This window comes from Streptomyces sp. NPDC037054, from assembly GCF_055606745.1.
On record NZ_JBVJSJ010000003.1, the window covers coordinates 91,739 to 118,632 of the forward strand.

General features: G+C 74.0%; 26 protein-coding genes. 10 read left to right on the forward strand and 16 right to left on the reverse strand.

All coding sequences use genetic code 11. The features are described 5' to 3' along the window. Window positions 1-26: 26 nt before the first annotated feature. Window positions 27-983: a GlxA family transcriptional regulator gene (locus ACZ7D7_RS09010; RefSeq protein ID WP_470823303.1), complete on the forward strand. Its 957-nt coding sequence runs from the start codon at window positions 27-29 to the stop codon at window positions 981-983. Window positions 984-1,069: 86 nt separating this feature from the next. After that, a complete protein-coding gene (locus ACZ7D7_RS09015) occupies window positions 1,070-1,462 on the forward strand; it encodes a VOC family protein (protein ID WP_470823304.1) in 393 nt (130 codons plus the stop codon). A 7-nt stretch (window positions 1,463-1,469) separates the two neighbouring features. On the opposite strand, the gene ACZ7D7_RS09020 is transcribed toward ACZ7D7_RS09015, so the two are convergent. Together ACZ7D7_RS09020 and ACZ7D7_RS09025 are read right to left on the reverse strand one after the other, a co-directional pair. Beyond that, window positions 1,470-1,781 (reverse strand): DUF4235 domain-containing protein, encoded by a 312-nt coding sequence (locus ACZ7D7_RS09020; protein WP_470823305.1) that lies wholly within the window; start codon window positions 1,779-1,781, stop codon window positions 1,470-1,472. An 84-nt stretch (window positions 1,782-1,865) separates the two neighbouring features. Continuing rightward, on the reverse strand, window positions 1,866-2,906 hold the full coding sequence (locus ACZ7D7_RS09025) for a glutathione S-transferase family protein (protein ID WP_470823306.1): 1,041 nt from the start codon (window positions 2,904-2,906) through the stop codon (window positions 1,866-1,868). Window positions 2,907-3,036: 130 nt separating this feature from the next. On the opposite strand from ACZ7D7_RS09025, the gene ACZ7D7_RS09030 reads away from it, so the two are divergent. Beyond that, a complete protein-coding gene (locus tag ACZ7D7_RS09030) occupies window positions 3,037-4,008 on the forward strand; it encodes a cation diffusion facilitator family transporter (RefSeq protein WP_470823307.1) in 972 nt (323 codons plus the stop codon). Between the two features lie 59 nt (window positions 4,009-4,067). Here ACZ7D7_RS09030 and ACZ7D7_RS09035 read toward each other — a convergent pair whose 3' ends face one another. Both ACZ7D7_RS09035 and ACZ7D7_RS09040 read right to left on the reverse strand, forming a co-directional pair. Then, window positions 4,068-4,517 carry a nitroreductase family deazaflavin-dependent oxidoreductase gene (locus ACZ7D7_RS09035; RefSeq protein WP_470823308.1) on the reverse strand — a complete coding sequence of 150 codons (450 nt, stop codon included), beginning with the start codon at window positions 4,515-4,517 and terminating at the stop codon, window positions 4,068-4,070. A gap of 65 nt (window positions 4,518-4,582) precedes the next feature. Next, the gene (locus tag ACZ7D7_RS09040) at window positions 4,583-5,128 is read right to left on the reverse strand and encodes a TetR/AcrR family transcriptional regulator (protein WP_470823309.1); all 546 of its coding nucleotides are present in this window, start codon (window positions 5,126-5,128) and stop codon (window positions 4,583-4,585) included. A gap of 95 nt (window positions 5,129-5,223) precedes the next feature. Between ACZ7D7_RS09040 and ACZ7D7_RS09045 the strand changes: the two genes are divergently transcribed. Then, a complete protein-coding gene (locus ACZ7D7_RS09045; protein WP_470823310.1) occupies window positions 5,224-5,682 on the forward strand; it encodes a nuclear transport factor 2 family protein in 459 nt (152 codons plus the stop codon). A gap of 69 nt (window positions 5,683-5,751) precedes the next feature. Here ACZ7D7_RS09045 and ACZ7D7_RS09050 read toward each other — a convergent pair whose 3' ends face one another. Then, the gene (locus ACZ7D7_RS09050; protein WP_470823311.1) at window positions 5,752-6,579 is read right to left on the reverse strand and encodes a phytanoyl-CoA dioxygenase family protein; all 828 of its coding nucleotides are present in this window, start codon (window positions 6,577-6,579) and stop codon (window positions 5,752-5,754) included. Between the two features lie 62 nt (window positions 6,580-6,641). On the opposite strand from ACZ7D7_RS09050, the gene ACZ7D7_RS09055 reads away from it, so the two are divergent. Beyond that, entirely contained in the window at window positions 6,642-7,565 is a 924-nt protein-coding gene (locus tag ACZ7D7_RS09055) for a helix-turn-helix domain-containing protein (RefSeq protein WP_470823312.1), read from the forward strand. Between the two features lie 10 nt (window positions 7,566-7,575). Here the strand turns inward: ACZ7D7_RS09055 and ACZ7D7_RS09060 are convergent, their stop codons facing one another. The 4 genes from ACZ7D7_RS09060 to ACZ7D7_RS09075 form a co-directional block, all read right to left on the reverse strand. Then, a complete protein-coding gene (locus ACZ7D7_RS09060) occupies window positions 7,576-8,532 on the reverse strand; it encodes a sigma-70 family RNA polymerase sigma factor (RefSeq protein ID WP_470823313.1) in 957 nt (318 codons plus the stop codon). A 10-nt stretch (window positions 8,533-8,542) separates the two neighbouring features. Then, on the reverse strand, window positions 8,543-9,751 hold the full coding sequence (locus tag ACZ7D7_RS09065) for an NAD(P)/FAD-dependent oxidoreductase (protein ID WP_470823314.1): 1,209 nt from the start codon (window positions 9,749-9,751) through the stop codon (window positions 8,543-8,545). A gap of 133 nt (window positions 9,752-9,884) precedes the next feature. After that, the gene (locus tag ACZ7D7_RS09070; protein ID WP_470823315.1) at window positions 9,885-10,559 is read right to left on the reverse strand and encodes a DUF4232 domain-containing protein; all 675 of its coding nucleotides are present in this window, start codon (window positions 10,557-10,559) and stop codon (window positions 9,885-9,887) included. Window positions 10,560-10,644: 85 nt separating this feature from the next. Further along, window positions 10,645-13,026 (reverse strand): SpoIIE family protein phosphatase, encoded by a 2,382-nt coding sequence (locus ACZ7D7_RS09075; RefSeq protein WP_470823316.1) that lies wholly within the window; start codon window positions 13,024-13,026, stop codon window positions 10,645-10,647. Window positions 13,027-13,266: 240 nt separating this feature from the next. Between ACZ7D7_RS09075 and ACZ7D7_RS09080 the strand changes: the two genes are divergently transcribed. From ACZ7D7_RS09080 to ACZ7D7_RS09095, 4 genes are all read left to right on the forward strand, one after another. Further along, complete coding sequence (locus ACZ7D7_RS09080) at window positions 13,267-15,510, forward strand: glycoside hydrolase family 9 protein (RefSeq protein ID WP_470823317.1); 2,244 nt, start codon at window positions 13,267-13,269, stop codon at window positions 15,508-15,510. Window positions 15,511-15,653: 143 nt separating this feature from the next. After that, window positions 15,654-15,899 (forward strand): hypothetical protein, encoded by a 246-nt coding sequence (locus ACZ7D7_RS09085; RefSeq protein WP_470823318.1) that lies wholly within the window; start codon window positions 15,654-15,656, stop codon window positions 15,897-15,899. Window positions 15,900-15,902: 3 nt separating this feature from the next. Beyond that, on the forward strand, window positions 15,903-16,280 hold the full coding sequence (locus ACZ7D7_RS09090; protein WP_470823319.1) for a toxin Doc: 378 nt from the start codon (window positions 15,903-15,905) through the stop codon (window positions 16,278-16,280). 333 nt (window positions 16,281-16,613) lie between these two features. Continuing rightward, the gene (locus tag ACZ7D7_RS09095; RefSeq protein WP_470823320.1) at window positions 16,614-18,179 is read left to right on the forward strand and encodes an RICIN domain-containing protein; all 1,566 of its coding nucleotides are present in this window, start codon (window positions 16,614-16,616) and stop codon (window positions 18,177-18,179) included. 54 nt (window positions 18,180-18,233) lie between these two features. On the opposite strand, the gene ACZ7D7_RS09100 is transcribed toward ACZ7D7_RS09095, so the two are convergent. Then, window positions 18,234-19,403, reverse strand: coding sequence for a lactate 2-monooxygenase (locus ACZ7D7_RS09100; RefSeq protein ID WP_470823693.1), 1,170 nt, complete (start codon window positions 19,401-19,403; stop codon window positions 18,234-18,236). 370 nt (window positions 19,404-19,773) lie between these two features. On the opposite strand from ACZ7D7_RS09100, the gene ACZ7D7_RS09105 reads away from it, so the two are divergent. Further along, a complete protein-coding gene (locus ACZ7D7_RS09105) occupies window positions 19,774-20,208 on the forward strand; it encodes a subtilase-type protease inhibitor (RefSeq protein WP_470823321.1) in 435 nt (144 codons plus the stop codon). Window positions 20,209-20,427: 219 nt separating this feature from the next. On the opposite strand, the gene ACZ7D7_RS09110 is transcribed toward ACZ7D7_RS09105, so the two are convergent. From ACZ7D7_RS09110 to ACZ7D7_RS09135, 6 genes are all read right to left on the reverse strand, one after another. Continuing rightward, entirely contained in the window at window positions 20,428-20,673 is a 246-nt protein-coding gene (locus ACZ7D7_RS09110; protein WP_470823322.1) for a CDGSH iron-sulfur domain-containing protein, read from the reverse strand. After that, window positions 20,654-21,301, reverse strand: a complete 648-nt coding sequence (locus ACZ7D7_RS09115) for a HemK2/MTQ2 family protein methyltransferase (protein WP_470823323.1) — start codon at window positions 21,299-21,301, stop codon at window positions 20,654-20,656. Before ACZ7D7_RS09115 ends, ACZ7D7_RS09110 begins: the two co-directional genes overlap by 20 nt. A gap of 22 nt (window positions 21,302-21,323) precedes the next feature. Beyond that, window positions 21,324-22,349, reverse strand: a complete 1,026-nt coding sequence (locus ACZ7D7_RS09120; RefSeq protein ID WP_470823324.1) for an iron-containing redox enzyme family protein — start codon at window positions 22,347-22,349, stop codon at window positions 21,324-21,326. Window positions 22,350-22,451: 102 nt separating this feature from the next. After that, entirely contained in the window at window positions 22,452-22,649 is a 198-nt protein-coding gene (locus ACZ7D7_RS09125; protein ID WP_470823325.1) for a hypothetical protein, read from the reverse strand. Window positions 22,650-22,843: 194 nt separating this feature from the next. Continuing rightward, window positions 22,844-23,851 carry a Ppx/GppA family phosphatase gene (locus ACZ7D7_RS09130; RefSeq protein WP_470823326.1) on the reverse strand — a complete coding sequence of 336 codons (1,008 nt, stop codon included), beginning with the start codon at window positions 23,849-23,851 and terminating at the stop codon, window positions 22,844-22,846. 226 nt (window positions 23,852-24,077) lie between these two features. Next, window positions 24,078-26,894, reverse strand: a complete 2,817-nt coding sequence (locus tag ACZ7D7_RS09135) for an NHLP bacteriocin export ABC transporter permease/ATPase subunit (protein ID WP_470823327.1) — start codon at window positions 26,892-26,894, stop codon at window positions 24,078-24,080.

The following is a 26,894-nucleotide window of genomic DNA, read 5'->3' on the forward strand; positions in this document are numbered from 1 at the left end:
GCCAAAGTCGCGGTAGGGTCGGTGCCATGCCGCACAGCAAGCGCCCGCACCGGGTCGTCGTCCTCGCCCTGGACGGCGTCTACCCGTTCGAACTGGGCATCCCCAACCGGATCCTCGGTGCCGCCGACGGCCGGTACGAGGTGCTGAGCTGCACGGTCGACGGCCGCCCGGTGCGCACCAACGCGGACTTCGGCATCACCGTCGACCACGGCCCCGAGGTGCTGGCCACCGCCGACACGGTGGTGATCGCGCCCGTCTCGCCGTCCCTGATCACCCCGGAGCTCCCCGCCGAGGTGACGGCCGCCCTCGCGCTGATCCGGCCCGACGCGCGGATCGTCTCCATCTGCACCGGCGCCTTCGTGCTCGCCGCCGCCGGACTCCTCGACGGCCGCCGGGCCACCACACACTGGCGGCTCGCCGACCACTTCCGCCGGCTGTTCCCGCACATCGACCTCGACCCGGACGTCCTCTTCGTGGCCGACGGGCGGGTCCTGACGTCCGCGGGCGCGGCCTCCGGCGTCGACGTCTGCCTGCACCTCGTCCGCGAGGACCACGGCAGCGAACTCGCCAACACCGTCGCCCGGCAGTGCGTCGTCCCGCCGTTCCGCGACGGCGGCCAGGCCCAGTACATCGAACGGCCCGTCCCCGAACAGGGCGCGGCGAGCACGGCCGCCACCCGCGCCTGGGCCCTGGAACACCTGGACGAGCCGCTGGCGCTCGCCGACCTCGCCGCGCACGCCCGGATGAGCCTGCGCACCTTCGCCCGCCGCTTCAACGAGGAGGTCGGCCTCAGCCCCGGCCGTTGGATCGTCCAGCAGCGCGTCGCCCGCGCCCGGCAGCTGCTGGAGTCCAGCGACCTGACCGTGGACCAGATCGCCGCCCGCGTCGGCTTCGCCACCGGCACGTCCCTGCGTCAGCACCTCAACGCCGCGATCGGAGTGTCCCCCCAGGCCTACCGCCGCACGTTCCAGGCCACCCGCTGACCGGCCCGACTGAATCCGGCGGTCCGGGACATTCGCCAAGGACCGGGTGCGGCAGCGGGCCGTGCCCCGTGGGAAGCGGAGGATTCATGGCACTGGTCACCGCGGGCGTCGTCGTGCTCGACTGCGCCGAGCCCGAGAAACTCGCCCTGTTCTACCGGCAGTTCCTGGACGCGGAGGACACGGACGTGGCCGCCAACCGGGTGGAGATCCGCAGCGCGGACGGCACCCGGCTGGCGTTCCGGAGGGACGCGAACGCCACGCCGCCGAGCTGGCCGCGCCCGGAGAACGCCCTCCAGGCCCACCTGGAGTTCATGGTGGACGACCTGGACGCCGCCGAGCGCAGGGTGGTCGAACTCGGCGGGCGCCCGCTGGAGGCGAAGGACGCGCCCGGCCCGTACGAGGAGCGCGGCTTCGCCGATCCGGCGGGCCACTCCTTCACCCTGCGCCGCGTCGCGCCCCTCGCCCCCAAACGGGGCTGACGAACCGTCAGGCCCGGCCGGTCTTGTCCGGCGCCGGCCAGACGCCCGTACGACGCTCGATGGCCTTCGCGCCGGTGCGGTCCACCGCGCTGCGCACCGTCGCGAAGATCGCGCCCTGGATCGCGGAGGCCAGCAGGATCTCGCCCCAGCGGCGGTCCGGGTCCAGCGCGTCGGGGGCGTCGTCCTCCTTGCGGAGGGTCTTCCACACCTTGCGGAACGCCAGACCGGCGAGCGTGCCGCTGGTCCAGCTCAGCGCGAAGCCCACCGGCTTGTAGGCGGCGGGAAGCTTCCTCTTCGCCGTGCTGCTGCTCTTACCCACGTGGTTCTCCCAGTTCTTCGTTCTTCTCCGTCGGTCCCCGGTCTCGGCGGTGCCGGGCCCGGGAGTGCGTCTCGTCGGCACGGATCAGGGCCGTCCTGTCGCCGGCACCTCCTCACCCGCGGGCACCGGCCCGGGCGGCGTCCCGTCGCCGAACGGCCGTCCGCCCAGCTCCTCCCGGTGGTGCGGGGTGAGCCAGCCGGACAGGTCCGGGCCGAGCGGCACGACGCCGGTCGGGTTGATGCCGGTGTGCACCCGGTAGTAGTGCCGCTTGATGTGGTCGAAGTCGACCGTGTCGCCGAACCCGGGCGTCTGGTACAGGTCACGGACGTACGCCCACAGCACCGGGTGCTCCGCCAGCTTCCACCGGTTGCACTTGAAGTGGCCGTGGTACACCGCGTCGAACCGCACCAGCGTCGTGAACAGCCGGATGTCCGCCTCGGTGATCGTGTCGCCGACGAGGTAGCGCTGCCGCTCCAGCCGCTGCGCCACCTGCTCCAGCCGGCGGAAGACACCCTCGTACGCGGCCTCGTACTCCTCCTGTCCGGTGGCGAAGCCCGCCCGGTACACGCCGTTGTTGACGTCCTCGTAGACGCCCGCCATCACCTCGTCGATCTCGTCGCGCAGCCCGTCGGGATACAGATCGGGCGCGCCGTCGCGGTGCAGGGCCGTCCACTCGGTGGCGAAGTCCAGGGTGATCCGCTGGTAGTCGTTGGTGACCAGCTGCCCGCTGGGCACGTCCACGACCGCCGGCACGCTCACCCCGCCCGGATAGTCCCGCTCCCGCCGGTCGTAGGCCTCGCTGAGGAAGCGGATGCCGAGGACCGGGTCGCGGTCGTCCGGGTCGAGGGTGAAACGCCAGCTGCGGTCGTCCTGGACCGGGTCGGCGACGGCCAGCGAGACGGCGCTCTCCAGGCCGAGCAGCCGCCGGGACACCAGCGCGCGGCTCGCCCACGGACAGGCCCGGCTGACCACCAGCCGGTAGCGTCCGGACTCCACGGGCCAGCCGTCCCGGCCGTCCGCGGTGATCCGGTCCGCGAAGTGCGCCTTCGACCGCTTGAACGCCTTCCTGCCGTACTCGGTGTTGCCCTCCGAGCCGTTCCCGCCGGCTCCGCGGTCGCCGCCCATCGCCGTTCTCCTCACTGACGTCCCACAGGTGGCCACTCAGACGCGTTCCCCGAAATCGGCCGACGGCACGGTGTGAGCTGGGCCGACCGGGGCAATCGGCGAGCGTGAACGTGACAACTACGGAGCACATGTGAGCGGAACACCCCCGGAGAGCCGGACCGAACGCAGGACCCGCGTCACCGTCCTCGTGGCGCTCGCGGCCAATCTCGTGATCGCGGTGGCCAAGGCCGCCGGCGGGCTCGTCGCCGGCTCGCCCGCGCTGCTGTCGGAGGCCGCGCACTCGGTCGCGGACAGCCTGAACGAGGTCTTCCTGCTGGCCGCGCTGCGCCGCAGCCGGCGCCCCGCCGACCGGCGCCACCCGTTCGGCTACGGCAAGGAGCGGTACTTCTGGTCGCTGCTGGCCGCCGTCGGGATCTTCGTCATGGGCGGCTGCTTCTCCTTCTTCCAGGGCTTCGAGGCCCTGAGCGGCGGCGCCGAGGAGAAGTTCACCGGCTACGTCGCCGGCCTGATCGTGCTCGGCGTCGCCCTCCTCGCCGAGGGCGGCTCGCTGCTGCGCGCCCTGTACCAGGTGCGACGGCAGGGCGGCGCCGCCGACGGGCTGCGCGACCCGGCGCTGCGCACGGTCGTCGCCGAGGACGGCACGGCGGTGCTCGGCGTCACCCTCGCGATCACCGGAATGGCCCTGCACATGGTCACCGGACAGGCCGTGTGGGAGGCGTCGGCGTCACTCGCCATCGGCGCCCTGCTCGTCTACGTCGCCTACCGGCTCGGCCGCGACGCCCGCGACCAGCTCATCGGCGAGGCCGCCGACCCGCGCTCGAGCGGCCGCATCCGCGCGCTGCTCCAGGCGCAGCCCGAGATCGACAGTGTGGAGGCGCTGTTCACCATGAAGACCGGCCTGGACTCGGCGCTGGTCGCCGCCCGGGTGGACCTGGTGCCCGGCCTGGACAGCGAACACGTCGAGGAGGTCGCCGTCCGCATCAAGCGGTCGATCCACAGCGCCGTCCCGGAGGCCGACCAGGTCTTCCTCGACGTGACCGACCGGCTCGCCCGCGAGGCACGTGAAAGCCCCGCCGCGACGGGGGAACGCGGCGGGGCCTGACGCACGGGTGCCCGGCCGTCACCGGTTCATGCACGCGCGCCGAGAATTTTTTCCGCGGGTCACTCCCCGTCCACGGGTTCGAGGACGAACACCGGGATCTCGCGGTCCGTCTTCTGCTGGTACTCGGCGTACGGCGGGAAGGCCGCGACGGCGCGCTCCCACCACTCGGCCTTCTCCGCGCCGGTGATCTCACGGGCCGTCATGTCGCGCTTGACCGGTCCGTCCTGGAGCTCCACGTGCGGGTCGGCCTTGAGGTTGTGGTACCAGACGGGGTGCTTCGGGGCCCCGCCCTGGGAGGCGACGACCGCGTAGCGGCCCGCGTGCTCGACGCGCATCAGCGGCGTCTTGCGCAGTTTCCCGGACCGGGCGCCCCGGCTCGTCAGCAGGATCACCGGCAGGCCCGTGTCCCGCAGTGTCGTGCCCCGCGTGCCGCCGGAGCTCTCGTACAGCTCCACCTGCTCGCGCACCCACCGCGTCGGACTCGGTTCGTACTCGCCGTCCAGAGGCATGGCATCCGTCCCATCGTCGCGTCGTACGTCTCGGACACCGAGTCCAACATCCACGGGGGCCGGATTCAATCCAGCAGCAGGCGCGCCGCCTCGCGGGCCTCCCGGGCCGGCTCCGCTGCGCCGGTGATGCCCGCCGTGACCATGGCGCCCTCGGCCAGCAGGAACAGGTGACCGGCCGCCGACGCGGGCAGCCCCGCCGCGGCGGCGAGGCCGCGGAGGTAGTCACGGAACGCCCCCTTGTGCGCCCGCACCCGCTGCGCCACACCCGGCGACGTCGCGCCCAGCTCGCCGTGGACGTTGATCCACGCGCAGCCCCGGAAGTCCGGCTCGGAGAACCACAGTTCGAGCCAGTCGAACACGGCCAGGACCCGCTCCCCGGGGTCCGTGTGCCCGTCGACGTGCGCGGCGAGCCGCCCGCGCCAGCGCTCGTCGCGCCGCTCCAGACAGGCCTCGACGAGCCGTTCCTTGGAGGGGAAGAGCTGGTACAGCCGCTTCAGCGACACTCCGGACGCGTCGCGCACGGCGTCCATTCCGACGGACATGACGCCCCGTCCGTAGAACAGCCGCTCCGCGGCGTCCAGGGCCCGCTCCCGGGCGGCTGCGCTGTCCATCGTTGACCTTCCTTGACGGGAGAACGTGCGTTCTCCTACCGTAGCAGCGATCGGGGGAACGGTCGTTCTCCCTTGCCCGTCACGGAGGTTGACCGATGACCGCCCGCCCGCCGCTGCCCCCGTTCACCCGTGAGACCGCCGCGCGCAAGGTCCAGGCGGCCGAGGACGCCTGGAACACCCGCGACCCGCACCGGGTGGCGCTCGCCTACTCGGAGGACTCGGTCTGGCGCAACCGCGACACGTTCGTCACCGGCCGCGCCGGGATCGTGGAGTTCCTCACCGCCAAATGGGCCCGGGAGCAGGAGTACGCGCTGCGCAAGGACCTGTGGGCCTTCGACGGCAACCGCATCGCCGTCCGCTTCCAGTACGAGTGCCGGGACACGGACGGCCGCTGGTGGCGCAGCTACGGCAACGAGCTCTGGGAGTTCGACGGGCACGGCCTGATGACGCGCCGCGAGGCGAGCATCAACGACGTCCCCATCGAGGAGTCGGACCGCCGCATCCACGGCCCGCGACCGGAATCGGAACGGGGCCGCTCGTTCCCCGTCCGCTAGACAGCCGAGCGCGCACGAAGACGTGAGCTCCCCGATCGACGGCCCCCTGAGACCCCGTACGGACACCCCCTAGTGCGGGCCCCGCGGTGCGAACTCCGTGCCGCAGGGCCCCGCGCCCGCGCTCCCCGGCAGCGGGACCCGCTCCCCGTCCATCGTCAGCGTCCGGTAGAAGTCACCGATCCGCTCGGCCGAACGGCCCACGTAGTGCCCGATGAACGACCGGCGGAACCGGTCGGCGCTGCGGTTGGGCCGCGAGCCGTGCACCAGACTGCCGTTGAAGAACAGCACGTCCCCCGGCGCCATGTCGACCGGCACGGCCTCCAGGCCGGGCGGCGGCGGCACGTACTCCCGCGCGAACGACACCTCCGCGTCCGCCTCCTCCGGGCAGAACAGGTCCATGCGGTGCGTGCCCGGCACCACCTCCAGGCCGCCGTTGGCCCGGTCGACGACGTCGCAGGCCAGCCACGCCGCCACACAGGTCCCCGGCTCCACCCGCAGGTAGAAGTTGTCCTGGTGCAGCGCCTGCCCCCGGGCGCCGGGCGGCTTGAAGTAGAACATGCTCTGCGCCGCCAGGACCTCCTCGCCGAACAACACCTCCAGCACCGCCCGCAGCCGCGCGTCCAGCAGCACGCGCCGCGCCACGCCGTTGATCTCGTGCGGGTGCATCACCCTGGGATACGCGTCCAGCGGGTCGGCGCCCGGACCGGCGGCGCGGGGCGCGAAATGCCCGGGCACCGGACCGCCCGCGTGCAGCGCCGCGAACTCGGCGCACAGCCGGACCACCTCGTCCCTCCCGAACAGCCCGCGCACCACCGTGAAGCCGTCCTCCCGGTACCGCCGCAGCCCGTCCGGGGTCAGGATGGACCCGTCCGCGTGGCCCTTGTCCGTGACTGTCATCAGCCCTCTCCCGTCCGACCGCCCCCGGTCCACGACGCTAGGCCGCCGACCGCCGTTGGAGGATGCCCGTGCGTGCTGACGGACTGCCCGTGACTGCTGCGGGGGACCCCGCCCCGCCGCCCGGCCTGGTGGTCGTCGGCCGGTTCGACCAGCCGGCCGGCTACGCCGTCAGCAGGCCGCACGGCGCCGACAGCTGGCTGTTCACCTGGACGACCGGCGGCCACGGCAGGCTCCGCCAGGGCACCGCCGACATCCGGGCCGGCGCCGGACACCTCGTCGTGCTCGCCCCCGGCACCCCGCACGGCTACGGCGTCGCACCGGGCGCCGGGCACTGGCGGTTCTGGTGGGCGCACTGCCAGGCCAGGCCCTCCTGGTCGCCCTGGCTCGGCCCGCACGCCACCGGCGACGGCACGTACGTCGTCGGTCCCGCGCCGGCCGCCCTGCTCGACCGCGTCGAGGCGGCGTTCCGCCGGATGCGCGAGGCCGCCCGCTGGACCGGTGCCGGGGCGCCGCCCGACGCGGGCGACGACGACCGGGTCGCCGTGGCCCACGGCACCGCCGCCCGGGAACTGGCCCTGTGCGCCCTGGAGGAGGTCGTCCTGCTCACCACCGCGGGCGCCGGGGCCGCCCCGGCCCGGCCCGGCGTCGACCCCCGGATCCGCCGGGCCGAGGCGCTCCTCACCGCCGACCCCGGCGCCCCGCACACCGTGCGCTCCCTCGCCGCGGGCGTCGCCCTGTCGCCCTCCCGGTTCGCCCACCTGTTCACCCAGCAACTGGGCCGGTCCCCGATGCGGGCGCTGCGCGAGGCACGGCTGCGGCACGCCGCCCGGCTGCTGGAGAGCACCGACCTGTCCGTCGACCGCGTCGCCGCCGCCTCGGGCTTCGCCAGCCCGTTCCACTTCCACCGCGTCTTCCGGGAGCGCTACGGCACACCGCCGGGCGCCTACCGCGCCGGGTACGGCGGGCAGGCGGCGGCGGGCGACTGACGGCGCCGGGTCACCAGGTGGCGATGAGCGGCGCGTCCGGCTCGTGCCGCCGCCAGGCCTCGGTCAGACGCCTGAGGCGGTCGGGTGCGGCGATGCCGCGCACGGTCGTGATCCTGCCGTCGGCGATGTCGAACGACACCGAGCCGACGACCTGTTCACCGACCACGGCGAGGATCGCGGGCGCGCCGTTGATCACCGCGTAGTGCATGGCGGGCGTGCCCCCGGCCAGGCGCCGCTTCGCGGCCGTGGGCCGGAAGCCCGCCCGTGCGACGGCGGCGATGCGCTCCGCCGTGTCGAACCGCAGCAGCCTGTCGGCCAGACCGGCGCCGTCGGAGACCGCGGTGGCGTCGTCCGTGAGCAGCGCCACCAGCCGGTCTGTGCGGCCCGAGGTGGCGGCGGCGAGGAACTCCTCGACGATCCTGCGGGCGGACGCCGCGTCGACCTCGGCGCCGCCGCGCCGGTGCGCGGCGCCGATGCGGCGCCGGGCCCGGTGCAGGTGCTGCTGGCTCGCGGACTCGGTGATGTCGAGGATCTCGGCGATCTCGGCGTGGCTGTAGGAGAACGCCTCCCGCAGGAGGTAGACGGCCCGCTCGTGGGGGGAGAGCCGCTCCATGAGCGTCAGTACGGCCAGGGACACCGATTCGCGCTGCTCGAAGGTGTCGGCGGGGCCGAGCATCGGGTCGCCGTCGAGGAGCGGTTCGGGCAGCCAGGCGCCGACGGCCCGTTCGCGGCGGGCCTGCGCCGAGCGCAGCCGGTCGAGGCACAGGTTGGTGACGACCTTCGTCAGCCACGCCTCGGGCGTCCTGATCCGCTGCCGGTCGGCGGCCTGCCAGTGCAGGAACGCCTCCTGCACGGCGTCCTCGGCGTCGGTGGCGGAGCCCAGCAGCCGGTAGGCCAGCGAGGCCAGCCGGTCGCGGCTGGCCTCGAACCGGCTGGTGTCGAAGCGGTCGGTGGCGGTGTTGTCCACGGGGATCACCTTAGGCGGCCACACGGGCGCCCTCTCGGCGGACACCGTCCGGCGCGGGGACCGTGCGGCGCCTGCGCGTGGGCAGCCCGAACGTGGGGTGCGACACCGCCCACAGCGACCCCCCGAGGATGGCCGCCTTGATCCGCGCCGCCTTCCGGCCGGCGACGAACTTCGGCGTGGCCCGCCCCTCGGCGTCGACCAACTGCAGGATCCCGTCGCGCCGGCCGAGGCTGATGTGGTTGCCCGGGTAGGCCAGCTTGGTGTGCGCGACCTTGCGACCCGTCAGGCGCCCCAGGACCGCCTCCAGAGCCTGCCGGCCGGTGTAGCCCGCCGAGGCGCAGGACATCGGAAGCGGACGGCCGTTGTCGCCGACGGCGAGGACGCTGTCGCCCGCGGCGTAGACGTCCGGGTGCGAGACCGACCGCATGGTGCGGTCGACGACGATCCGGCCGTCCTCGGTGACGTCGAGGCCGCCGGCGGCGGCGAGGGGACCGGCCGAGAACCCGCCCGTCCACACGGTCGCATCGGACGACAGCACGGTGCCGTCGGCGCACCGCACCCGCGTCGCCTCGACGGCCTCGACGGTGGTGTGCTCCAGGACGGCGACGCCCAGCCGGTCGCAGGCCGCGCGCAGGTGGCGGCGGGCCCCGGGGGACAGCCGGGCGCCCAGCTCGCCGCGGGCGATCAGGGTCACCGACAGGCCGGGCCGGGACTCGGCGAACTCGGTGGCGGCCTCGATGCCCGTCAGCCCGTCCCCGACGACCAGCACCCTGCCGCCGTCACCCCGGCTCTCCAGGCCGTCCAGGCGCTCGCGCAGACGCAGCGCCGAGGCACGCCCCGCGACGTCGAAGGCGTGCTCGGCCGCGCCGGGGACACCGTGGTCGGCGACCTGGCTGCCGAGCGTCCACAGAAGCGTGTCGTAGCCGATCTCACCGCCGCCGTCGGCGTCGGCCACGGTGACGACCCGGCGTTCGGGGTCGACGGCGGTGACCCTGGCTATGCGCAGCCGGATCCCCGTGCCCGCGAAGACGTCGGCGAGCATCGGCGCCTCGATGTCCTGGCCGGCCGCGAGCTGGTGCAGCCGCAGGCGCTGGACGAAGTCCGGCTCGGCGTTGACGACGGTGATCTCGGTGTCCGCCGGGGACAGGCGGCGCGCAAGGTTCCCGGCCACGTGGGTCCCGCCGTAGCCGGCGCCGAGGACGACGATGCGGTGCTTCATGAGCTGCTCCTGTCGGTTCGCTTGGCTCTCGGTGACTTGAGCGGGACAGCACCGCGATTCCTGACAGGAACGTCATGTGGCGTGGATCACAGAGTGGTCGGGGTGTCGTCCGGCCACCCGTGTCCCGCGGAGGTCACGGCCCGCTGCCCGCGCCGAACACCGTGAGGAAGACCGACGACTCGTTGCCGCCCACCGGCACCTTCCCGGCCGTCCACGCCACCTTCAGGGAGGTCCGCTCGTCCGGCGGCGTCACCAGCAGCGCCGCCGGTGTGGCCGTCCGGGCGCCGCTCGTCTCCGGGGCCGCGAAGGACAGCCCCGCCCAGGCGGTGCCGCCCGGGGCCAGGGTGACGGTGGTGGGGGAGAGGCCGGGGCGGCGCTTCGGGTCGGGGCCGAGCTGCCTGCCGTCGGCGTCCACGAAGGCGGCGCCCGGATAGCCGTACACGGTGCACGTACGGGACGAGGCGTTCGTCAGGACGATCGGGAAGTTGCGCTGCCCGGCACCCGGGTCGACGCGGCCGACGGACGCGCGCAGCTCGCCGGTGCGGCAGCGGCCCCGGTCGCTCCCGTCGACGGCCCCGGCCTCGGTGGTGGCGGGCGGCGCGGACCGCCGCGAAGGGGTCGGGTCGTCGGGGGCGGACGCGGGCGGGGCGCTGTCGGGGGGACTGGCGGCGGCGTTGCTCGTGGCGGGCGCCGACGGGGGCGCGGGCGCGGCGCCGTCGGCGCCTTCGCAGGCGGTCAGCGTGGCCAGCAGGGCGAGCGCGCCGGCGAGCAGCGCGGCGCGGGGGACGGACGAGGACATGGTCGCCATGGTTCTCCGCTCCTGGAGGTTCCCTCACGTTGAGTGTCCCCCGCACTGCGGGATCAACGCCCGAGAGGCACAGGGCAGTTGGCGCTCACATTTCGTCGACCAGGGCCAGCTCGGCCCAGATGGTCTTGCCCTCCGGCGTGTGCCTGCTGCCCCAGCGCTGGGTGAGCTGCGCGACCAGGAGCAGCCCGCGCCCGCCCTCGTCCCAGGTCTTGGCACGGCGCAGGTGCGGCGCCGTGGGGCTGGTGTCGGACACCTCGCAGATCAGCGTCGACTCGTCGTGGATCAGCCGCAGCCGGATCGGCGGGGCGCCGTACCGGATGGCGTTGGTGACCAGCTCGCTCACGACGAGCTCCGTGGTGAACGACGCGCCCTCCAGGCCCCAGGCGGCGAGCTGGTCGAGGACCTGCTTGCGCACGGGCGCGACCAGCGACGGGTCGGCGGGGATGTCCCAGGTGGCGACCTGCGAGGAGGGCAGGCCCCGGGTGCGGGCGAGCAGCAGCGCCACGTCGTCGGCGGCGCCGCCCGCCGGCAGCAGGGTGTGCAGCACCCGGTCGCACGCCTCGTCCAGGGAGCCGTGGGACGAGGCGAGGGACTCGCACAGCACGTCCCGGGCGGCGTCGACGTCCCGGTCGCGGTGATCCAGCAGCCCGTCGGTGTAGAACGCCAGGACGCTGCCCTCGCGCAGCTGCAGCTCGGCCGACTCGAACGGCAGCCCGCCGAGGCCGAGCGGCGGACCGGCGGGCAGGTCGACCGGCACGGGCGACCCGTCCGGCGGGACCAGCACCGGCGCCGGATGGCCCGCCCGGGCCAGCGTGCAGCGCCGCGACACCGGGTCGTAGACCGCGTACAGGCAGGTCGCGCCGACCTCGCCGGTGTCGTTGTCGTCGCCGGACTCCGCGGAGAGCCTGACGACCAGGTCGTCGAGGTGGGTGAGCAGCTCGTCGGGGGCGAGGTCGATGTCGGCGAGCGTGCGCACGGCGGTGCGCAGCCGGCCCATGGTGGCCGACGCCTGGATGCCGTGCCCGACGACGTCGCCGACGACCATGGCGACCCGCAGCCCGGACAGCGGGATCACGTCGAACCAGTCGCCGCCCACCCCGGCACGCGCGGCCGGCAGATACCGGGACGCCGCCTCCACGGCGACGGTGCCCGGCAGCCACCGGGGCAGCAGGCTGCGCTGCAGGGTGAGGGTCGTCTCGCGCTCGCGGGAGTAGCGGCGGGCGTTGTCGATGCAGACGGCGGCGCGGGCCGTGACCTCCTCGGCGAGCAGGACGTCGTCGCTGGTGAACGGGTCGGGCCGGCGGTGGCGGGTGAAGACGGCCACGCCGAGGGTCGCGCCGCGCGCCTGGAGCGGGACGGACATCGTCGAGTGGACGCCGTACCGCCGGAACCGCTCCAGCCGTTCCGGGTCCCGCCCGAGCCACGGGTCGAGGCCCTCGGACGGCACGGCGGCCACCACCGTACGGCCCCCGGTCAGGGAGTCGGCCTGCGGGGAGCCGGCCGGGTACACGTCCACCTCACCGGGCTCGGACAGCGCCTCGGGGCTGCCCGGGCTGACCGAGCGGTGGGCCGTCCGGCGCAGCCGGACCGGTGCCGTCGGCGGACCGGCCGGCTCGCCGCCGTCGGGCGTCTCCAGCAGGTCGACGCTGACGAAGTCGGCCAGCGCGGGCACGCACACGTCCGCGAGTTCCTGGGCCGTGCGGGTCACGTCGAGGGTGGTGCCGATGCGGACGCTCGCCTCGTTGACGAGCTGGAGGCGCTCCCGGGCGCGGAACTGCTCGGTGAAGTCGTGCGCGGTCACGCAGACGCCCCGCACCCGGCCCTCGGCGTCGGTGAGGGGCGCGATCCGGGCCAGCCAGGCGTGCGCCCGGTTCTCCGAGTTGGCCCTCAGGCGCGTGTGCATGTCGTAGCGGCGGCCGGTGGCGAGCACCTGGCGCATGTGCCGTTCCAGCTCGGCGCTCTGCGGGCGGTCGTTGATGTCGGTGGCGCGCAGGCCCCGGATGCGGGCGGAGGGCAGCCCGATCAGCTCCGTCATGGCGTCGTTGGCGCCGCGCAGCCGCAGCCGCTCGTCGTAGATCATCGTGGCGCACGGCGACTGCGTGAGGGCCGCGGTGATCAAGGGATCGCCCTGTCGTTCGGGGCCGGCGCCGGGCAGCGGGGCGACCGCGAACCAGTCACCGGGACCGCCGCCGTCCGGGGCGCGGTGGTGGGCCAGCACCCACACGGGCACGGTGTGGCCGTCGCGGTGGCGCAGCACCAGGGTGCCGCTCCAGCGGGTCTGGCCGCGCTCGGGCGGAACGGGCGCCGAGCCGTCGGCGAGCAGGTCGGACGCGGGGCGGCCGACGACGTCGGCGGCCGGGTGGCCGAGGAGCAGTCGGGCGCCCTCGTTCCACTCCCGCAGGGTGCCGGTCGCGTCGACGACGGCCCGTGCCGCGTCGGCATCGTCGAACGGGTTGACCGGACTCATCGTCGCCACTCCATCGCGGACACTCACAGTGAACAGGCGGCGTCACTTGGGTTCCAGCGTAGTGCGTGGACGCCCCGCACGGACCCGAACGCGCGCCGCCGGGGGACCGGGCGGCGCAAACATCCCGTGCTGTCCGGACCGTTGACGTGGGTCACACCGGCCACAACTATGTCCCCGACCCCGTTTTGGGAGCGCTCCCACGGCAGAGCGCGGCCCGCACCTCCGACGAGGAGCCGAGACGTGAACAGACGCAGTACCGCCCTGTTGTCCCTGTCGGCCCTGCTGGCGACGGCGCTCACCGCGCTGCCCGCGGGGCCGGCCGGGGCCGACGAGGTCGAGCAGGTCAGGAACGGCACCTTCGACACCACCACCGACCCCTGGTGGGTCTCGAGCAACGTGACCGCGGGCCTGTCCGACGGCAAGCTCTGCGCCGACGTCCCCGGCGGCACCACCAACCGCTGGGACGCCGCCGTCGGCCAGAACGACATCACCCTCGTCAAGGGCGAGACGTACCGCTTCGCCTTCAGCGCGACCGGCGCGCCCGAGGGCAACGTCGTGCGGGCGATCGTCGGCCTGTCGGTGGCGCCGTACGACACGTACTACGAGGTGAGCCCGCAGCTCAGCGTCTCCGGGAACGCGTACACGTACACCTTCACCTCGCCCGTCGACACCAGTCGGGCCCAGGTCGGCTTCCAGGTCGGCGGCGCCGCCGACCCGTGGCGCTTCTGCATGGACGACGTGTCCCTGCTGGGCGGCGTGCCGCCCGAGGTGTACGAGCCGGACACCGGCCCCCGCGTGCGGGTCAACCAGGTCGCCTACCTGCCGAGCGGCCCGAAGAACGCCACCCTCGTCACCGACGCCACCGAGCCGCTGCCCTGGCAGCTGAAGACCGCCGGCGGCACGACCGTGGCACGCGGCACGACCGTGCCGCGCGGCGAGGACGGCTCCTCCGGACAGAACGTCCACTCGATCGACTTCGGCGGCCACCGCAAGGCCGGCCAGGGCTTCACCCTGGTCGCCGACGGGGAGACCAGCAGGCCGTTCGACATCGGTACCGGTGCCTACGACAAGCTGCGCCTGGACGCCGCGAAGTACTACTACACGCAGCGCAGCGGGGTCGCCATCCGCGACGACCTGCGGCCCGGCTACGGCCGCGCCGCCGGGCACGTCGACGTGGCGCCCAACCAGGGCGACGGCAAGGTGCCCTGTCAGCCGGGTGTGTGCGACTACACCCTCGACGTCACCGGCGGCTGGTACGACGCGGGCGACCACGGCAAGTACGTCGTCAACGGCGGCATCTCCACCTGGGAGCTGCTGAGCACGTACGAGCGGGAGACGTACGCCCGCACCGGCGAGGCCGACGAGCTCGGCGACGGCTCGCTGCGCATACCGGAGAGCGGCAACGGCGTCCCGGACATCCTCGACGAGGTGCGCTGGGAGCTGGAGTTCCTGCTGAAGATGCAGGTGCCGGACGGCGAGCCGCTGGCCGGCATGGCCCACCACAAGATCCACGACGAGGCGTGGACGGGCCTGCCGCTCATGCCGAGCGACGACCCGCAGAAGCGCGAACTGCACCCGCCGACCACCGCGGCCACGCTGAACCTGGCGGCCACGGCGGCCCAGGCGGCCCGCGTGTACCGGCCGCACGACCGGAAGTTCGCGGCGACCGCGCTCGCCGCGGCCCGCAAGGCGTGGGACGCCGCCCTCGCCCACCCGGACGTGCTGGCGTCCGAGTCCGACGGGATCGGCGGCGGCACCTACGCCGACGCCGAGGTCTCCGACGAGTTCTACTGGGCGGCGGCACAGCTGTACCTGACCACCGGTGAGCGCGCGTTCCGGGACCACGTGCTGAAGTCGCCGGTCCACACGGCCGACATCTTCGGCCCGAACGGATTCGACTGGGCGCGCACCGCAGCCGCCGGACGCCTCGACCTGGCGCTGGTGCCGAACCGGCTGCCCGGCCGGGACAAGGTCCGTCAGTCCGTGGTCAAGGGCGCCGACCGCTACCTGGCGACCCTGAAGGCCCACCCGTACGGCATGCCGTACGCGCCCGACGGCAACACGTACGACTGGGGCTCCAGCCACCAGGTGCTGAACAACGCCGTCGTCCTCGCCACCGCCTACGACATCACCGGCGCGTCCAAGTACCGCGACGGGGCGGTCCAGAGCATGGACTACATCCTCGGCCGGAACGCGCTCAACATGTCGTACGTCACCGGCTACGGGGAGGTCAACGCGCACCGGCAGCACAGCCGCTGGTACGCCAAGCAGCTCGACCCGAAGCTGCCGAGCCCGCCCGACGGCACGCTCTCCGGCGGACCGAACTCGAGCATTCAGGACCCGTTCGCGCAGAGCAAGCTGCAGGGCTGCGTCGGGCAGTTCTGCTTCATCGACGACATCCAGTCCTGGTCGACGAACGAGCACACCATCAACTGGAACGCCGCGCTCGCCCGCGTGGCGGCCTTCGTGGCCGGCCAGAAGTAGGGCCCGCCCACCGCACGGCCATCGGCGGCTGCCGCCTCGCGACCCGCGGGGCGACAGCCGCCTCCGCGTTCCCCGGTACCGTGTGACCCATGGTCTGACCTGCGGGTATTTACGGGAAAGTACCCGAGCGGTACCGTGAGGGCATGCCAGCTCTCAACGTGGAGTTCAGCGACCGCGAGCTAGAGGACCTGCGGCAGATCGCCAAGGAACGCGGTACGTCGATGAAGGCCCTCGTGCGGGAGGCCGCCGCGGCCGACATAGCCCGGCACCGGGCGCTGCAGGAGGGCGCGGAGGAGTTCCGCCGCTTCTTCGCGGCCCACGCCGACGAGTTCGCCGCCGCCTTCCCGGACGACGAACCGGCCACCAAGGGCGAGGGGCGGGTCGCCTGACCGATGGCACCCGTCATCCACATCGACGTGCCCTGGCTCCTCCAGCGTCACGAGGAGGTGCTGCCCGACCAGCCCACGATCAACGACTTCTCCGCGCTGGTCGCCGCCGTCGCCCGGCACCGCGTCGACCCGCCCCGGCTCGGCGTCGACTCCGATCCGGCCTGGCGCGCCGCCGCGCTGCTGCACACCCTCGCTCTGCTCAAGCCGCTGCCCGCCGCCAACGCCCGCTTCGCCTGCGCGACCGCGGTGGCCTACATGTTCGTCAGCGGCGCCGGCATCGACCCGCCCTACGGCGCCCTCGTCGACCTCGCCCGCGACCTGATCTCCGGCACCACCGACATCTACGGTGCGGCGGACCGGCTGCGGTCCTGGCAGATCTGACGGGCGGCGTCCCGGCGGACCCGCGGGAATTCCCGCCGTGCGCGCGAAATGGCGAAAGCCGCTGCGCACAACGCCGCGAGCAGCCCGTTTCTGACTTCCTTTCAACGGCACCGATGTTGCCGGAGTGCCTTGTTGGGCGCGAGTGGGTTGTGCCAGAGTGAACCCCCCGTGCGGGGGGTGAAAGTCCGGCCGTCGTACCGGGGCCGACCAACCGGGTCCGATTCGCCGTCGGCGAATTCCTCCCGCTTCGTCGCCCAAAAGGTCCGCACCAACTCCGGCCTTTTCGGCGAGCCGCACTTCTGTGTCATGCGCGCGTGGGAAGGAAACCGCTCAGTGCCAGCCCCCCACCCCCCTCGTCCCCCCTATCCGCCGCCCGGCGGCGATCCCGGAGAATCCGACGCGTCCCTCGTGGCCCGGCTGACGGGCCGCCCCGAGGACGAATCCGCCCGCGCCGTCGCCCTGTTGATGGCCCGGCACTGGCAGTCGGCGCACGACTACGCCGTCATCTGCCTCGCCTCGTCGGAACCCGTCGCCGCCATGGTGACCGCCGCCGCGTTCCGCCGGGCCCTCGACCGGACCGCCCTCGGCGGTCCCTCGTCCGCGCTGCGTCCCCGGATTCTCGTGACCGTGCGGGACACGGTCCGCGAGTGGGCCGCCGACGACCGGATATCCGGCACGCTGCCCTCCGTTCGGAAACCCGCAGGCGGTCGCGGTATGCGGACCGCGAAGTCCCTGACGCCCGAAAACCGGACGCTGGCCGAGCGCTCATTCCAGTCCCTTCCCAGCGCCGCGCGCTGTTTGCTGTGGCACACCGAGGTCGAGGCCGAGCCCATATCCGTACCGGCCGGTCTGCTCGGTATGGACACCGACACCGCGACGGCCGTACGCGAACAGGCGCGGGAGAAATTCCGGGAGGGCTGCGTCCGGGCCCATCAGGAACTCGCGCCGGGCAAGGACTGCCGCTTCTACAACAGGCTCCTCGACGTCCCGATCCGGCGCGGCGGCGCCCTGCTGCCGGACGTCCGCGAGCATCTCGCCGAGTGCCGGCACTGCCGCTTCGCCGCCGAACAACTGAGCGATTTCGAAAGCGGGTTGGGGCTCCTGCTCGCCGAGGCCGTGCTCGGCTGGGGAGCCCGGCGCTATCTCGACTCCCGGCCCGGCCGGACGGCGACCGGCACCCGGCGCGGACGGGGCGCGGCCCGGCGCGGCAGACACCGCCCGCTCGCCCGGTTCACCGGCCCGGGCCGCTGGACGCCACCCGTCCCGCGCTCCCCGCGCACCGTGCTCTCCGGCCTCGGAGCGGCCTCAGCGGTGGTGCTGACCACCGTCCTGATCGCGAACGTGTGGTCCTACGACGGCGGCGCCGACCCGGCCGCGTCCACCAGCGCCACCGGCGCGGGCGCAGCGGCCCCCGGCACCGCCTCACCCGCCCCGCCCGACTCCGCGGGGCTGCCCACGGCGCCCCGGCAGACGCGGCTGCGGAACGCCGCCGCCGACCTCTGCCTCGACGTGCGCGGCCGGGCGGAGGCGGGGGCGGGCGTGCGGCCGGCGGCCTGCTCGGCGGCGTGGACCCAGCAGTGGACGTACGAGGAGGACGGCCTGCTGCGCAGCGCCGCCGACCCCGGGCTGTGCCTGGACTCCCGCGCCGACGCCGGCGTCGTCATCCTCGGCACGTGCGCCGAACGGGACGACGAGCGGGCCGACGACGTCCGCTACGACTACACCGTGCGGGGGGAGTTGCTGCCCCGCTGGGAGAAGCAGCTGGCCCTCGCCGTCACCACCCCTGACGCGAACGCCGACATCGTCGTCAAGGTGCGCGACGGCTCCGACGCGCAGCGCTGGCGCGCCGAACCGGTCCCGACGGCCGAGGGCTCCCTCTTCGTCGCGGACAAGACCTAGGAGTTGGGGGCGGGCCCGTGTCGTGACGCGGGCCCGCCGCGGCTGCCGGTGGCGTCAGGCCGGGTCCGTGACCAGGTCGGCGGCGGTGAGCGTGGCCGGGCCGGCGTGGCCGGACAGGGCGAGGGTGAGGTCCAGTTCGGCCAGCAGACAGCGGATCACGTGCTCCACGCCCGCCTGGCCGTCGAGCCCCAGCCCGTACACGTACGGCCGTCCGACCAGCACCGCACGCGCGCCGAGCGCCAGCGCCTTGAAGACGTCGTCGCCGGTGCGCACGCCACTGTCGAACAGCACGGTGAGCCGGTCACCGACCGCCTCCACCACGCCGGGCAGCGCGTCGGCGGCGGCCACCGACCCGGCCACCTGGCGGCCGCCGTGGTTCGACACGATCACGCCGTCCATCCCGGCGTCGGCGGCGAGCCGCGCGTCGTCGGGGTGCAGCACGCCCTTCAGCACGATCGGGCCGTCCCAGTTCTCCCGCAGGAACGCCAGGTCGGGCCACGTCTTGGCGGGGTCCGCGAACATGCCGACGAAGTGCATCACCGCCGCGTTCGGGTCCTCGTGCACCGGCTTGGCGAGGCCCGCCCGGAACGCCGGGTCCGTGAAGTAGTTGGCGGTGCCCACGCCGTGCAGGAACGGCAGGTACGCCTGGTCGAGGTCGCGCGGGCGCCAGGCCAGCAGGGGGGTGTCCAGCGTGACGACGAGCGCGGTGCAGCCGGACTCCTTCGCGCGGTTCAGGAAGCTCCGGGCCACCTCGCGGTCCTTCGGCCAGTACAGCTGGAACCAGCGCTCCCCGTCGCCCATCGCCTCGGCGACCTCCTCCATGGGGGTGCTGGACGCCGACGACAGCACGAACGGCACGCCCTGCGCCGCGGCGGCCCGCGCGGCGGCCGGCTCCGCGTCCGGATGCATGATCGACAGCACGCCGACCGGGGCCAGCGCCAGCGGCGCGGGCAGCGTGCGGCCCAGCACCTCCACCGACAGGTCGCGGTCGTGCACGTCCCGCAGCATGCGCGGCACGATGCGGCGCCGGGCCAGTGCCGCCCGGTTGGCGCGGGCCGTGCTGCCGTCACCCGCGCTGCCCGCCACGTAGCCCACGGGGCCGGGACCGAGGCGCCGCTCGGTGAGCTCCTCCAGCCGGGTCAGATCGGTGGGCAGCCGGGGCGCGGCCCCCGTCATGCCGTTGAGGTAGATCTCGTACTGGAAGTCGGCCCAGTGCCTGCCCATGCGGAAGTCCCGTCTCTCGTCGCTGAGGAACGCGCCGCCCCAGACGATACCCACCGGTAACGGGGCGTGGTCGGCCCGGGCGCGGTCCGCGGCGTTCGCCGGACAGGTCCCCATCGAGATGTTTCCGGCCTATTAAAGAGCGATCAGATTGCGCCAGTTGGCTGCTTCAGGCGATCAAGATTGGGGCAGCGAGGGGACTGCAACGTTCGAATTCCGTGACTTCGCGCCACTGATCCAACACGCAAGGTTACTGAAACCCGTGGGGTCGAAGTGTGTTTCCGGAGCGGACTCGGCAGACTCGCGCTCGCCGGTCCGGCACCCACCGGGCACGGGCCGGCACTCCTCGTAATCGAGCGGAAGGAAGCACACGATGCGGAACACCGCGCGCTGGGCGACGACACTGGGTCTGACGGTCACCGCCGTCTGCGGACCCCTCGCCGGGGCCGGCCTCGCCGCCCCCCACGCCGCGCCCGTCTCGCTCCACGCCCCGTCGGCCCTGGTCCTGACCGTGGGCCACGGCGAGAGCACGGCCACCGCCACCCCCGAACGCGCGGTCACCCTGGCCTGTGCCCCGCGGCCCGCCGGCACCCACCCCGCCGCACGCCAGGCCTGTACGGAACTGCGCCTGGCCGAGGGCGACTTCGACACCCTCGCGACCGTCAGAACCGACGTGCTGTGCACCCGGGAGTACGAACCCGTCGTCGTCACCGTCGACGGAGTGTGGGAGGGCCGCCGGGTCTCCTACGAACGCACCTTCTCCAACGAGTGCGTGAAGAGCGCCGCCACGAGCCTCTTCGCGTTCTGAGGGACCGGGATCGCGCGGTCCCCGCGCACATGAGGTGACTCGTAACTGGGGAGTGCGAGTGCCTGTGCGCGGGCCGGTGATCCCGTACCGGGGGACAGGCGGGCGGAGTGGGGCCGCCCGTGGGTCCGCCGGTCATGCCGGGGCGGGACGCCACTGCCGTGGGGACGGCGGCGCCCGCCCCGGCGTTCGTGTGCCGGGGCCCGCCCCGGGTGAGGGCCGTCAGTCGTCCCCGCGCTCCTGCGGGGTGTCACCCGCGCGGCCCTTCGGCGGGGTTCTGGACCGGTGGCTGGTGTCGCACCACGGGTAACGGCGGCTGCGACGGCAGGTGCACAGGGCGACCCGGAAGCGGTCGGACGACACGGTCGTGCCGTCCTCCATCTCCACCTCCACCGGGCCCTCGACCAGCATCGGCCCCCCGCGCCGCACGGTGATCCGGCGGGGCGGGTCAGACGGGGCGTTCGGCACGGACCACCACCAGTTCCTCGTCGTCCTCGGCCGGGCCGAGCAGGCCCCGCTCCCGCAGCCAGCGCTCCCGGCCGCGCAGCACCGGCCCGAACGCCACCCGCCGTCGCCGGGTCACCGCGGCCTTGAGCCCCGCGGCCCGCAGCCGCGCCACCGTCAGGTCGGGTGCGCTGAGCGAGGACTGCACGACCAGCAGCACGCCGCCCGGGCGCAGGACCGCCGGCGCCTCCCGGCAGATCTCGTCCAGGACCAGCCGCCCGTCGTGGCCCGCGTCCCAGGCCCGGGCCGCGCCGCGCGGACCGTCGCCGGGCGCCGGCACGTACGGCGGGTTGGCGAGCACCAGGTCGAAGGTCTCGCCGCGCACGGGCTCGAAGAGATGCCCGTGCCGGACCCGGATCCGCAGCCCGGCCAGCAGGGCGTTGGCGCGGGCCGCGCACACCGCGCGCCGCGAGGCGTCGACGGCGGTCACCCGCGATCCCCGCCGTGCGGCGGCCAGGGCGAGCGCGCCGCTTCCGGTGCCCACGTCGAGGACGTCGGCACCGGGCGGGACCGGCTCGTCGTACAGGGCCCCGGCCAGCAACCGGGTGTCGTCCTGAGGGGCGTACACGCCCGGCAGTACCAGTGGATTCACGTCGGCCCGGGTACCCCGGCATTCAGGAAATATGGGAGGTTTCAGGCGCGTCGGGTGTCCGGAGTGGTGTGCGCAGCGCCGAGCGGCCGGCCTCCCAGTCGGCGAGCAGCCGCGCCCCGAAGCGGTCCTCCACGTATCCCGTCGCGTCGATGCCGAAGGCGACGTCCGGCGCGAGGTGCGGCTCCTGCTCCAGCAGACCGGCGATCACCTCGTGCCGCACCACCTGCTCGTGCACGGCGTCCGCCTCCACGTGCTCGTCGTAGAAGTGCTCGGCCGCCGGTCCCGCGCCCGTGCGGCGCATCGCCTCGGCCAGTCGGCGGGAACCGGGCGACGAGGTGATCTCGACGGCCGCGAAGTGCCCCACGAGCGCCCCGCGCAGCCGCCGGTGCAGCCCGAACAGGGACATCATGTTCACCGTGACCAGCGCCTCGGTGTTCGCCGCGTCCAGATGGCGCCCGTACGTGGTGTCCAGGCCCAGGTCCGTCATGAGGTCCGCGAACAGCCGGGCGTGCACCCGGTCGGCGCGCCCGCCGCCGAACTCGTCGAACTCGACCGCCGCCATCGCCGCCTTCGCCCGGCCCGACAGCCGCGGCAGCACCCAGGCGTGCGGGTCGGCCTCCTTCAGGTGGTACAGCGAGCGCAGCGCCGCGTACTCGCGCAGGTGCCACAGCTCGCCCTTGTCGCGCAGGAAGTACGAGACGCCGGTGCCGTCCACGGGTTCGACGAGGAGGTCGGCGACCGCGTCGTCCACGCTGTCGTGCACGGGGGTGTCGGCGCGCAGGGCGGTCAGGAAGCGGTCCTCCAGCGCGGCCCGGGTGCGCAGCAGGTCCGGGTCCCATTCGAGCTCGCCCGGTACCCCCGCGAAACCGCGGTAGTGCAGCTCGTAGCAGAGGTAGAGGGCGAGCTGGAGGTCGTCGCCGTACGGGTCCGCGGCCCTCGCCCCGTCGGGGGCGGGCAGCGGTCCGGTACCGCGCAGGTACCGCGTGACGGCCTCGGAGAGCGGGCCCCGGGCCGTCGGCAGTCGTGGTTCTTCGCTGTCGTGCGCCATGCGGCCCCGGGTACCCCGGGCGGGCCCCGGCATCCGCGTGTCCGTGTCCTCGGCAGCCGCGCGGCGACCCGTGACTTTGGCGGTCCGTGGTCCGGGGTGGGCTCAGCCGTCGCCGGAGGACTGCTCCTGGGCGCGCGTGTTGGGGGTGATGGCCTCCCCGGCCTCGCCCCTGCGGCGCCGCTGATGGTCGGACTCGGTGGTGCGGCGCTCGGCGTCCTCGGCCTCGGCGAGGACCTCCTCGAGCGCGGTGTTCGGCTGGTCGTCCTCGGCGCGGTCGGCACGCCTGCGGTCGTCGGTCACGGTGCCTCCTTGGTGGTCGGCGGTTTGTTTCTCGCGGTCGGCGGTCGGCGGTGTGCGGTCTGCGGTGGTCGGTCTGCGGTGGTCGGTCGGCGGTCCGCGGTCGGCCGTGGTCGGTGGCCGGTCGGCGGTCCGCGGTCCGCGGTGGGCGGTCGACCGCAGGCCGGCGACTGTTCACTGTCGACAGTCGACGTCGGTCAGTGCGTCGCCGTTGCGATGCGCAGGGGTACCGGGCCCGGTGGAGCGGGCTCCTCGGCGTGCCGGGTGACCTCCGCCCACCACGACGGGCCGTCCTCGATGTGGCGCAGCAGCACGCCCTCGCGGATCGCCCAGGGGCAGATCGTCAGCGTCCGCAGTCCCGTCAGCTTCATCGCCGTGTGCCCCACGACGGCGCCGGCCAGGCTCTGCGCGGCCCGGGGCGCCGAGATCCCGGGGAGCCGGGCGCGCTCGGCCGCGGGCAGCGCGGCCAGCCGCTCGATCGCCATCGCCAGGTCCGTGCTGCGCAACTGCCGCTCCACGAACGGTCCGTGCCGCCCGGGCGGGGCGCCGCACAGCCGGCCCAGCTGCTGGAAGGTGCGCGAGGTCGCGACCGCCGTCTGCGGGCCCTCCCAGCGGATCCGCGCCGCGACGTCCCGCAACTGGTGCCGCACCTTGCGGCGCAGCGCCCGCACCTGCGCGGGCCCGGGCGGATCGGCGTCCGCGAAGAACTCGTGGGTCAGCCGCCCCGCGCCCAGCGGCAGCGACGCCGCGAAGTCCGGCAACCGGCCCCGGCCGAACGCCACTTCCAGCGAGCCGCCGCCGATGTCCAGCATCGCGAGCGGCCCGGAGCGCCAGCCCATCCAGCGCCGTGCGGCGAGGAACGTCAGCTCGGCCTCGACCTCGCCCGGCAGGGTGCACAGGGCGACGCCGGTGCGGGCCCGCACGGTGCGCAGCACGTCGTGGCTGTTCGGCGCGGCCCGCACCACGGCCGTGGCGAAGGCCAGCGGCGCGGCGGCGCCCCACCGCTCGGCGGTCCTGGCGGCCGCGGCCACCGCGTCGACGAGCCGTACGACGGATTCCTCCGGCACCGGGCCGCCCGGGGTCACCTGCTCGGACAGCCTGAGCCGCCACTTGGCGGTGTGCACCGGCAGCGGGACCCCGCCCTGCGCGTCCGCCACCACGAGCCGGACCGTGTTCGACCCCACATCCACGACGCTGATTCGCATGGACGGTGAGTACCCGCCCAGGGCCGCGATCAACGGTCGGAGCCGCACGAAGTCCGGGAAACGGCCGGGAAAAGGCCGGGGGAAGATCAGGGAACGCGGGGGGAACAGCGGGAGAACACGGGCAGAAGGAGGGAAGACGCCCGCGGACCCGGCGCCGGAGCCCGCCTCGGCTCTGGAGCTCGCCTCGGCCCCGGAGCCCGCCTCGGCCTCGGCGCGGGCCCCGGCGTCACGCCATCTGCCGCCGTACCAGCTCGTGCAGCCGCCCGCCGGTGTCGGCGAGCAGCTGCGCGGGCGGGCCCTGCTGGATGATCCTGCCGTCCTCCATCACGATCACCCGGTCCGCGTCCAGCACCGTCGACAGGCGGTGCGCGATGACGACGCGCGTGGCGTTGAGGGCCTTCGTGCTCTCGATGACCGTGCGCTGCGTCTCGTTGTCGAGCGCGCTGGTCGCCTCGTCGAAGAACAGGATCCGGGGCCGGCGGATCAGTGCCTGCGCGATCATCAGCCGCTGCCGCTGGCCGCCCGAGACGGCCCCGCTGCCCGAGACGATGGTGTGCAGCCCCATCGGCATCCGCCGGATGTCCTCGGCCAGGCCCGCCATCTCGGCCGCCGCCATCGCCTCCTCCGGGGTGTACGGCTCGCTGCCGCAGATGACGTCCAGGATCGAGCCGGTGAACGGCTGCGCGTGCTGGAGCACCACACCGCACTGCCGGCGCACCGCCGACTGGTCGAGGGCCGCGAGGTCCTGCCCGTCGTACAGCACGCTCCCCGACAGCGGCCGGTCGAAGCCGATCAGCAGCCGCAGCAGCGTGGACTTGCCGCAGCCGCTGGGACCGACGATCGCCACGAACTCGCCCGGCCGCACCGCGAACGACACGTCGTCCAGGACGAGGGGCCCGTCGTCGGAGTACCGGAACGACAGCCGCCGCGCCTCGATCGCCCCGGTCAGCGGGCCCGGCCGGGTGCTCGCGACCCGCACCTCGGGCGTCGCGTCCAGCACCGGCCGGATCTCCTCGAACAGCGGCAGCGCCGCCACCGCGGACACGAACGCGCCCGTCAGCTGCGTCACGGCCGTCAGCAGCATCGTCACCGACGTGTTGAACGTGAGGAACGCGGCCGCCGACATGGTGCCGCGCGCCGGGCCCGCCAGCAGCATGAACATCAGCAGCGTGCACAGCGGCAGATAGACCGCCCCGAGTACGGCCGTGAGGTTCTTGATGCGGCCGACCTTCTGCTGGAGCTCACGGCTGCGCGCGAACCGCTCCGCCCACGCGGCGTACGCGTAGTTCTCCGCCGCCGCGACCCGCAGCTTCGGCAGGCCGCGCAGCGTCTGGAACGCCTGGTTGTTCAGCTTGTTGGTGAGCACCACGAGCCGCCGCTGCCAGCGCACCTGCCACAGCCCGAGCCCCACGAACACGCCCGCGATCACCACGAGCATGCCGATCGCCGCCAGCGCCATGGGCACGCTGAACCACAGCAGCAGACCCAGGTTCATCGCGCCGACCGTGACCGACTGCGCCACCGTGGGGCCGACGCCCGCCAGCAGTCTGCGGATCGCGCTGATGCCCATCGCCGCGCTCGCCAGCTCACCGGTGGACCGCTCGGTGAAGAACTTCGTCGGCAGCCTCAACAGCCGGTCCCACACCGCCGGTTGCAACGTCGCCTCGACCCGGCCCTCCAGGCGCAGGATCGTCAGGTTCTGCAACAGCATGAACGCCGCCGCGACCACGCTGCTCAGCATCACCGCCAGACACACCTGCACGATGAGGTCGGTCTGTGCCTTCGGCACGAACTCGCCGAGCACCTTGCCCGTCGCGACCGGCACCAGCGCCCCGATCGCCACCGTCACGAGGCCGCTGAGCAGCAGGCCGGTCAGGTCGCCGCGCGTGCCGCGCATGCAGAACCGCAGCAGTCCCGCCGGGCCGAGCCGCTTGTCCGGCAGCGGACGGTAGAACATCACCCCGCGCGGCTCGAACTCCTCCGCGTTGGCCCTCTCCACGGGCGTCTCCCGCCCGCTCGACGGATGCACCGCCACGTACCCGCCGCGCCGCCACAGCAGCGCCACCGGCGCCCCGGACAGCGCCCGGTGCCCGACCAGCGGACCCACGTCGTCGCGCCACCACGGTCCGTCCAGCCGTACGGCCCGGGTGCGGACGCGGGAGGCCACGGCGATCTGCTCGACCGGGTCCAGCCGGTCGCCGCCCGTGCCGCTCTGCGCCGGCTCCGCGAGCGCGATCCCCGACTCACGGGCCACCAGCCGGCACGCCGCGTACGTGGCGTCGGCGTCGGCCGCCGTGCTGCGCCGGTCCGACCGCTTGCCGATGGAGGCGAGCAGCGTCCGGTCCGCCTGGGCGCGCACCGCCTCACCGGCCTTGATGCCGGCGGCCGTCCGCGTCTCGTGGGTGCGCTCCAACTGCTCGATCCAGCGGTCCAGCGTGGTCAGCAGCCGGTACTGCTGGTCGACCATGCTCTGCCACAGCGCCGGGTCCATCAGCAGGTCGGCCGCCGCCTCCGCGCCGTACAGCGAGCCGTACTGCACGCTGCCCGGCGGGACCTGCATCCAGAACACGTCGTCGTCGGCGGGCGCCACGCCACCGTCGCCCGCCATCGGGGCCTGGAACAGGATCGACAGGCTGCGGCCGACGCCGAGGGCGAGGGCGTACTCCAGCGGGCTGGTCGTCGGCGGCACGTACTGCGGGTTGCCGTACTCGTCGTACGACCACGTCTGCGTCTCCGCCGTCTGGTACAGCTCGCGCAGCCCGATGCGGTGCACGACGCAGTTCCGCAGCGGGCGCGCGACCAGCGTGTGCTGCGGGCCGGCCACCGGGCCGAGCAGCAGCGAGCCCGCCTCCAGCCGGCCGAGGTGGTGCCAGTGGCCCTGCTGCCCGGCGTCCACCGCGAACAGGTCGACGGCGCCCGACGCGACGAGCCACAGCACCTGCGGCCCCTCCAGGTCGAGCCGGTTGAAGCCCGTGCAGTCGATCGGGGTGCCCAGCGCGCCGAGCGCACCGAGCACGAGGTCGCCTTCGTGGCCGGTCGTCAT

Coding starts and splice junctions, on each gene's coding strand:
- ACZ7D7_RS09105 (WP_470823321.1), top strand. CDS start 19,774: ATGCGGAACACCGCGCGCTGGGCGACGACACTGGGTCTGACGGTCACC.
- ACZ7D7_RS09035 (WP_470823308.1), bottom strand. CDS start 4,517: ATGCCTCTGGACGGCGAGTACGAACCGAGTCCGACGCGGTGGGTGCGC.
- ACZ7D7_RS09055 (WP_470823312.1), top strand. CDS start 6,642: ATGCCCGTGCGTGCTGACGGACTGCCCGTGACTGCTGCGGGGGACCCC.
- ACZ7D7_RS09120 (WP_470823324.1), bottom strand. CDS start 22,349: ATGGCGCACGACAGCGAAGAACCACGACTGCCGACGGCCCGGGGCCCG.
- ACZ7D7_RS09045 (WP_470823310.1), top strand. CDS start 5,224: ATGACCGCCCGCCCGCCGCTGCCCCCGTTCACCCGTGAGACCGCCGCG.
- ACZ7D7_RS09085 (WP_470823318.1), top strand. CDS start 15,654: ATGCCAGCTCTCAACGTGGAGTTCAGCGACCGCGAGCTAGAGGACCTG.
- ACZ7D7_RS09100 (WP_470823693.1), bottom strand. CDS start 19,403: ATGGGCAGGCACTGGGCCGACTTCCAGTACGAGATCTACCTCAACGGC.
- ACZ7D7_RS09135 (WP_470823327.1), bottom strand. CDS start 26,894: ATGACGACCGGCCACGAAGGCGACCTCGTGCTCGGTGCGCTCGGCGCG.
- ACZ7D7_RS09090 (WP_470823319.1), top strand. CDS start 15,903: ATGGCACCCGTCATCCACATCGACGTGCCCTGGCTCCTCCAGCGTCAC.
- ACZ7D7_RS09050 (WP_470823311.1), bottom strand. CDS start 6,579: ATGACAGTCACGGACAAGGGCCACGCGGACGGGTCCATCCTGACCCCG.
- ACZ7D7_RS09040 (WP_470823309.1), bottom strand. CDS start 5,128: ATGGACAGCGCAGCCGCCCGGGAGCGGGCCCTGGACGCCGCGGAGCGG.
- ACZ7D7_RS09015 (WP_470823304.1), top strand. CDS start 1,070: ATGGCACTGGTCACCGCGGGCGTCGTCGTGCTCGACTGCGCCGAGCCC.
- ACZ7D7_RS09010 (WP_470823303.1), top strand. CDS start 27: ATGCCGCACAGCAAGCGCCCGCACCGGGTCGTCGTCCTCGCCCTGGAC.
- ACZ7D7_RS09130 (WP_470823326.1), bottom strand. CDS start 23,851: ATGCGAATCAGCGTCGTGGATGTGGGGTCGAACACGGTCCGGCTCGTG.
- ACZ7D7_RS09025 (WP_470823306.1), bottom strand. CDS start 2,906: ATGGGCGGCGACCGCGGAGCCGGCGGGAACGGCTCGGAGGGCAACACC.
- ACZ7D7_RS09075 (WP_470823316.1), bottom strand. CDS start 13,026: ATGAGTCCGGTCAACCCGTTCGACGATGCCGACGCGGCACGGGCCGTC.
- ACZ7D7_RS09065 (WP_470823314.1), bottom strand. CDS start 9,751: ATGAAGCACCGCATCGTCGTCCTCGGCGCCGGCTACGGCGGGACCCAC.
- ACZ7D7_RS09070 (WP_470823315.1), bottom strand. CDS start 10,559: ATGGCGACCATGTCCTCGTCCGTCCCCCGCGCCGCGCTGCTCGCCGGC.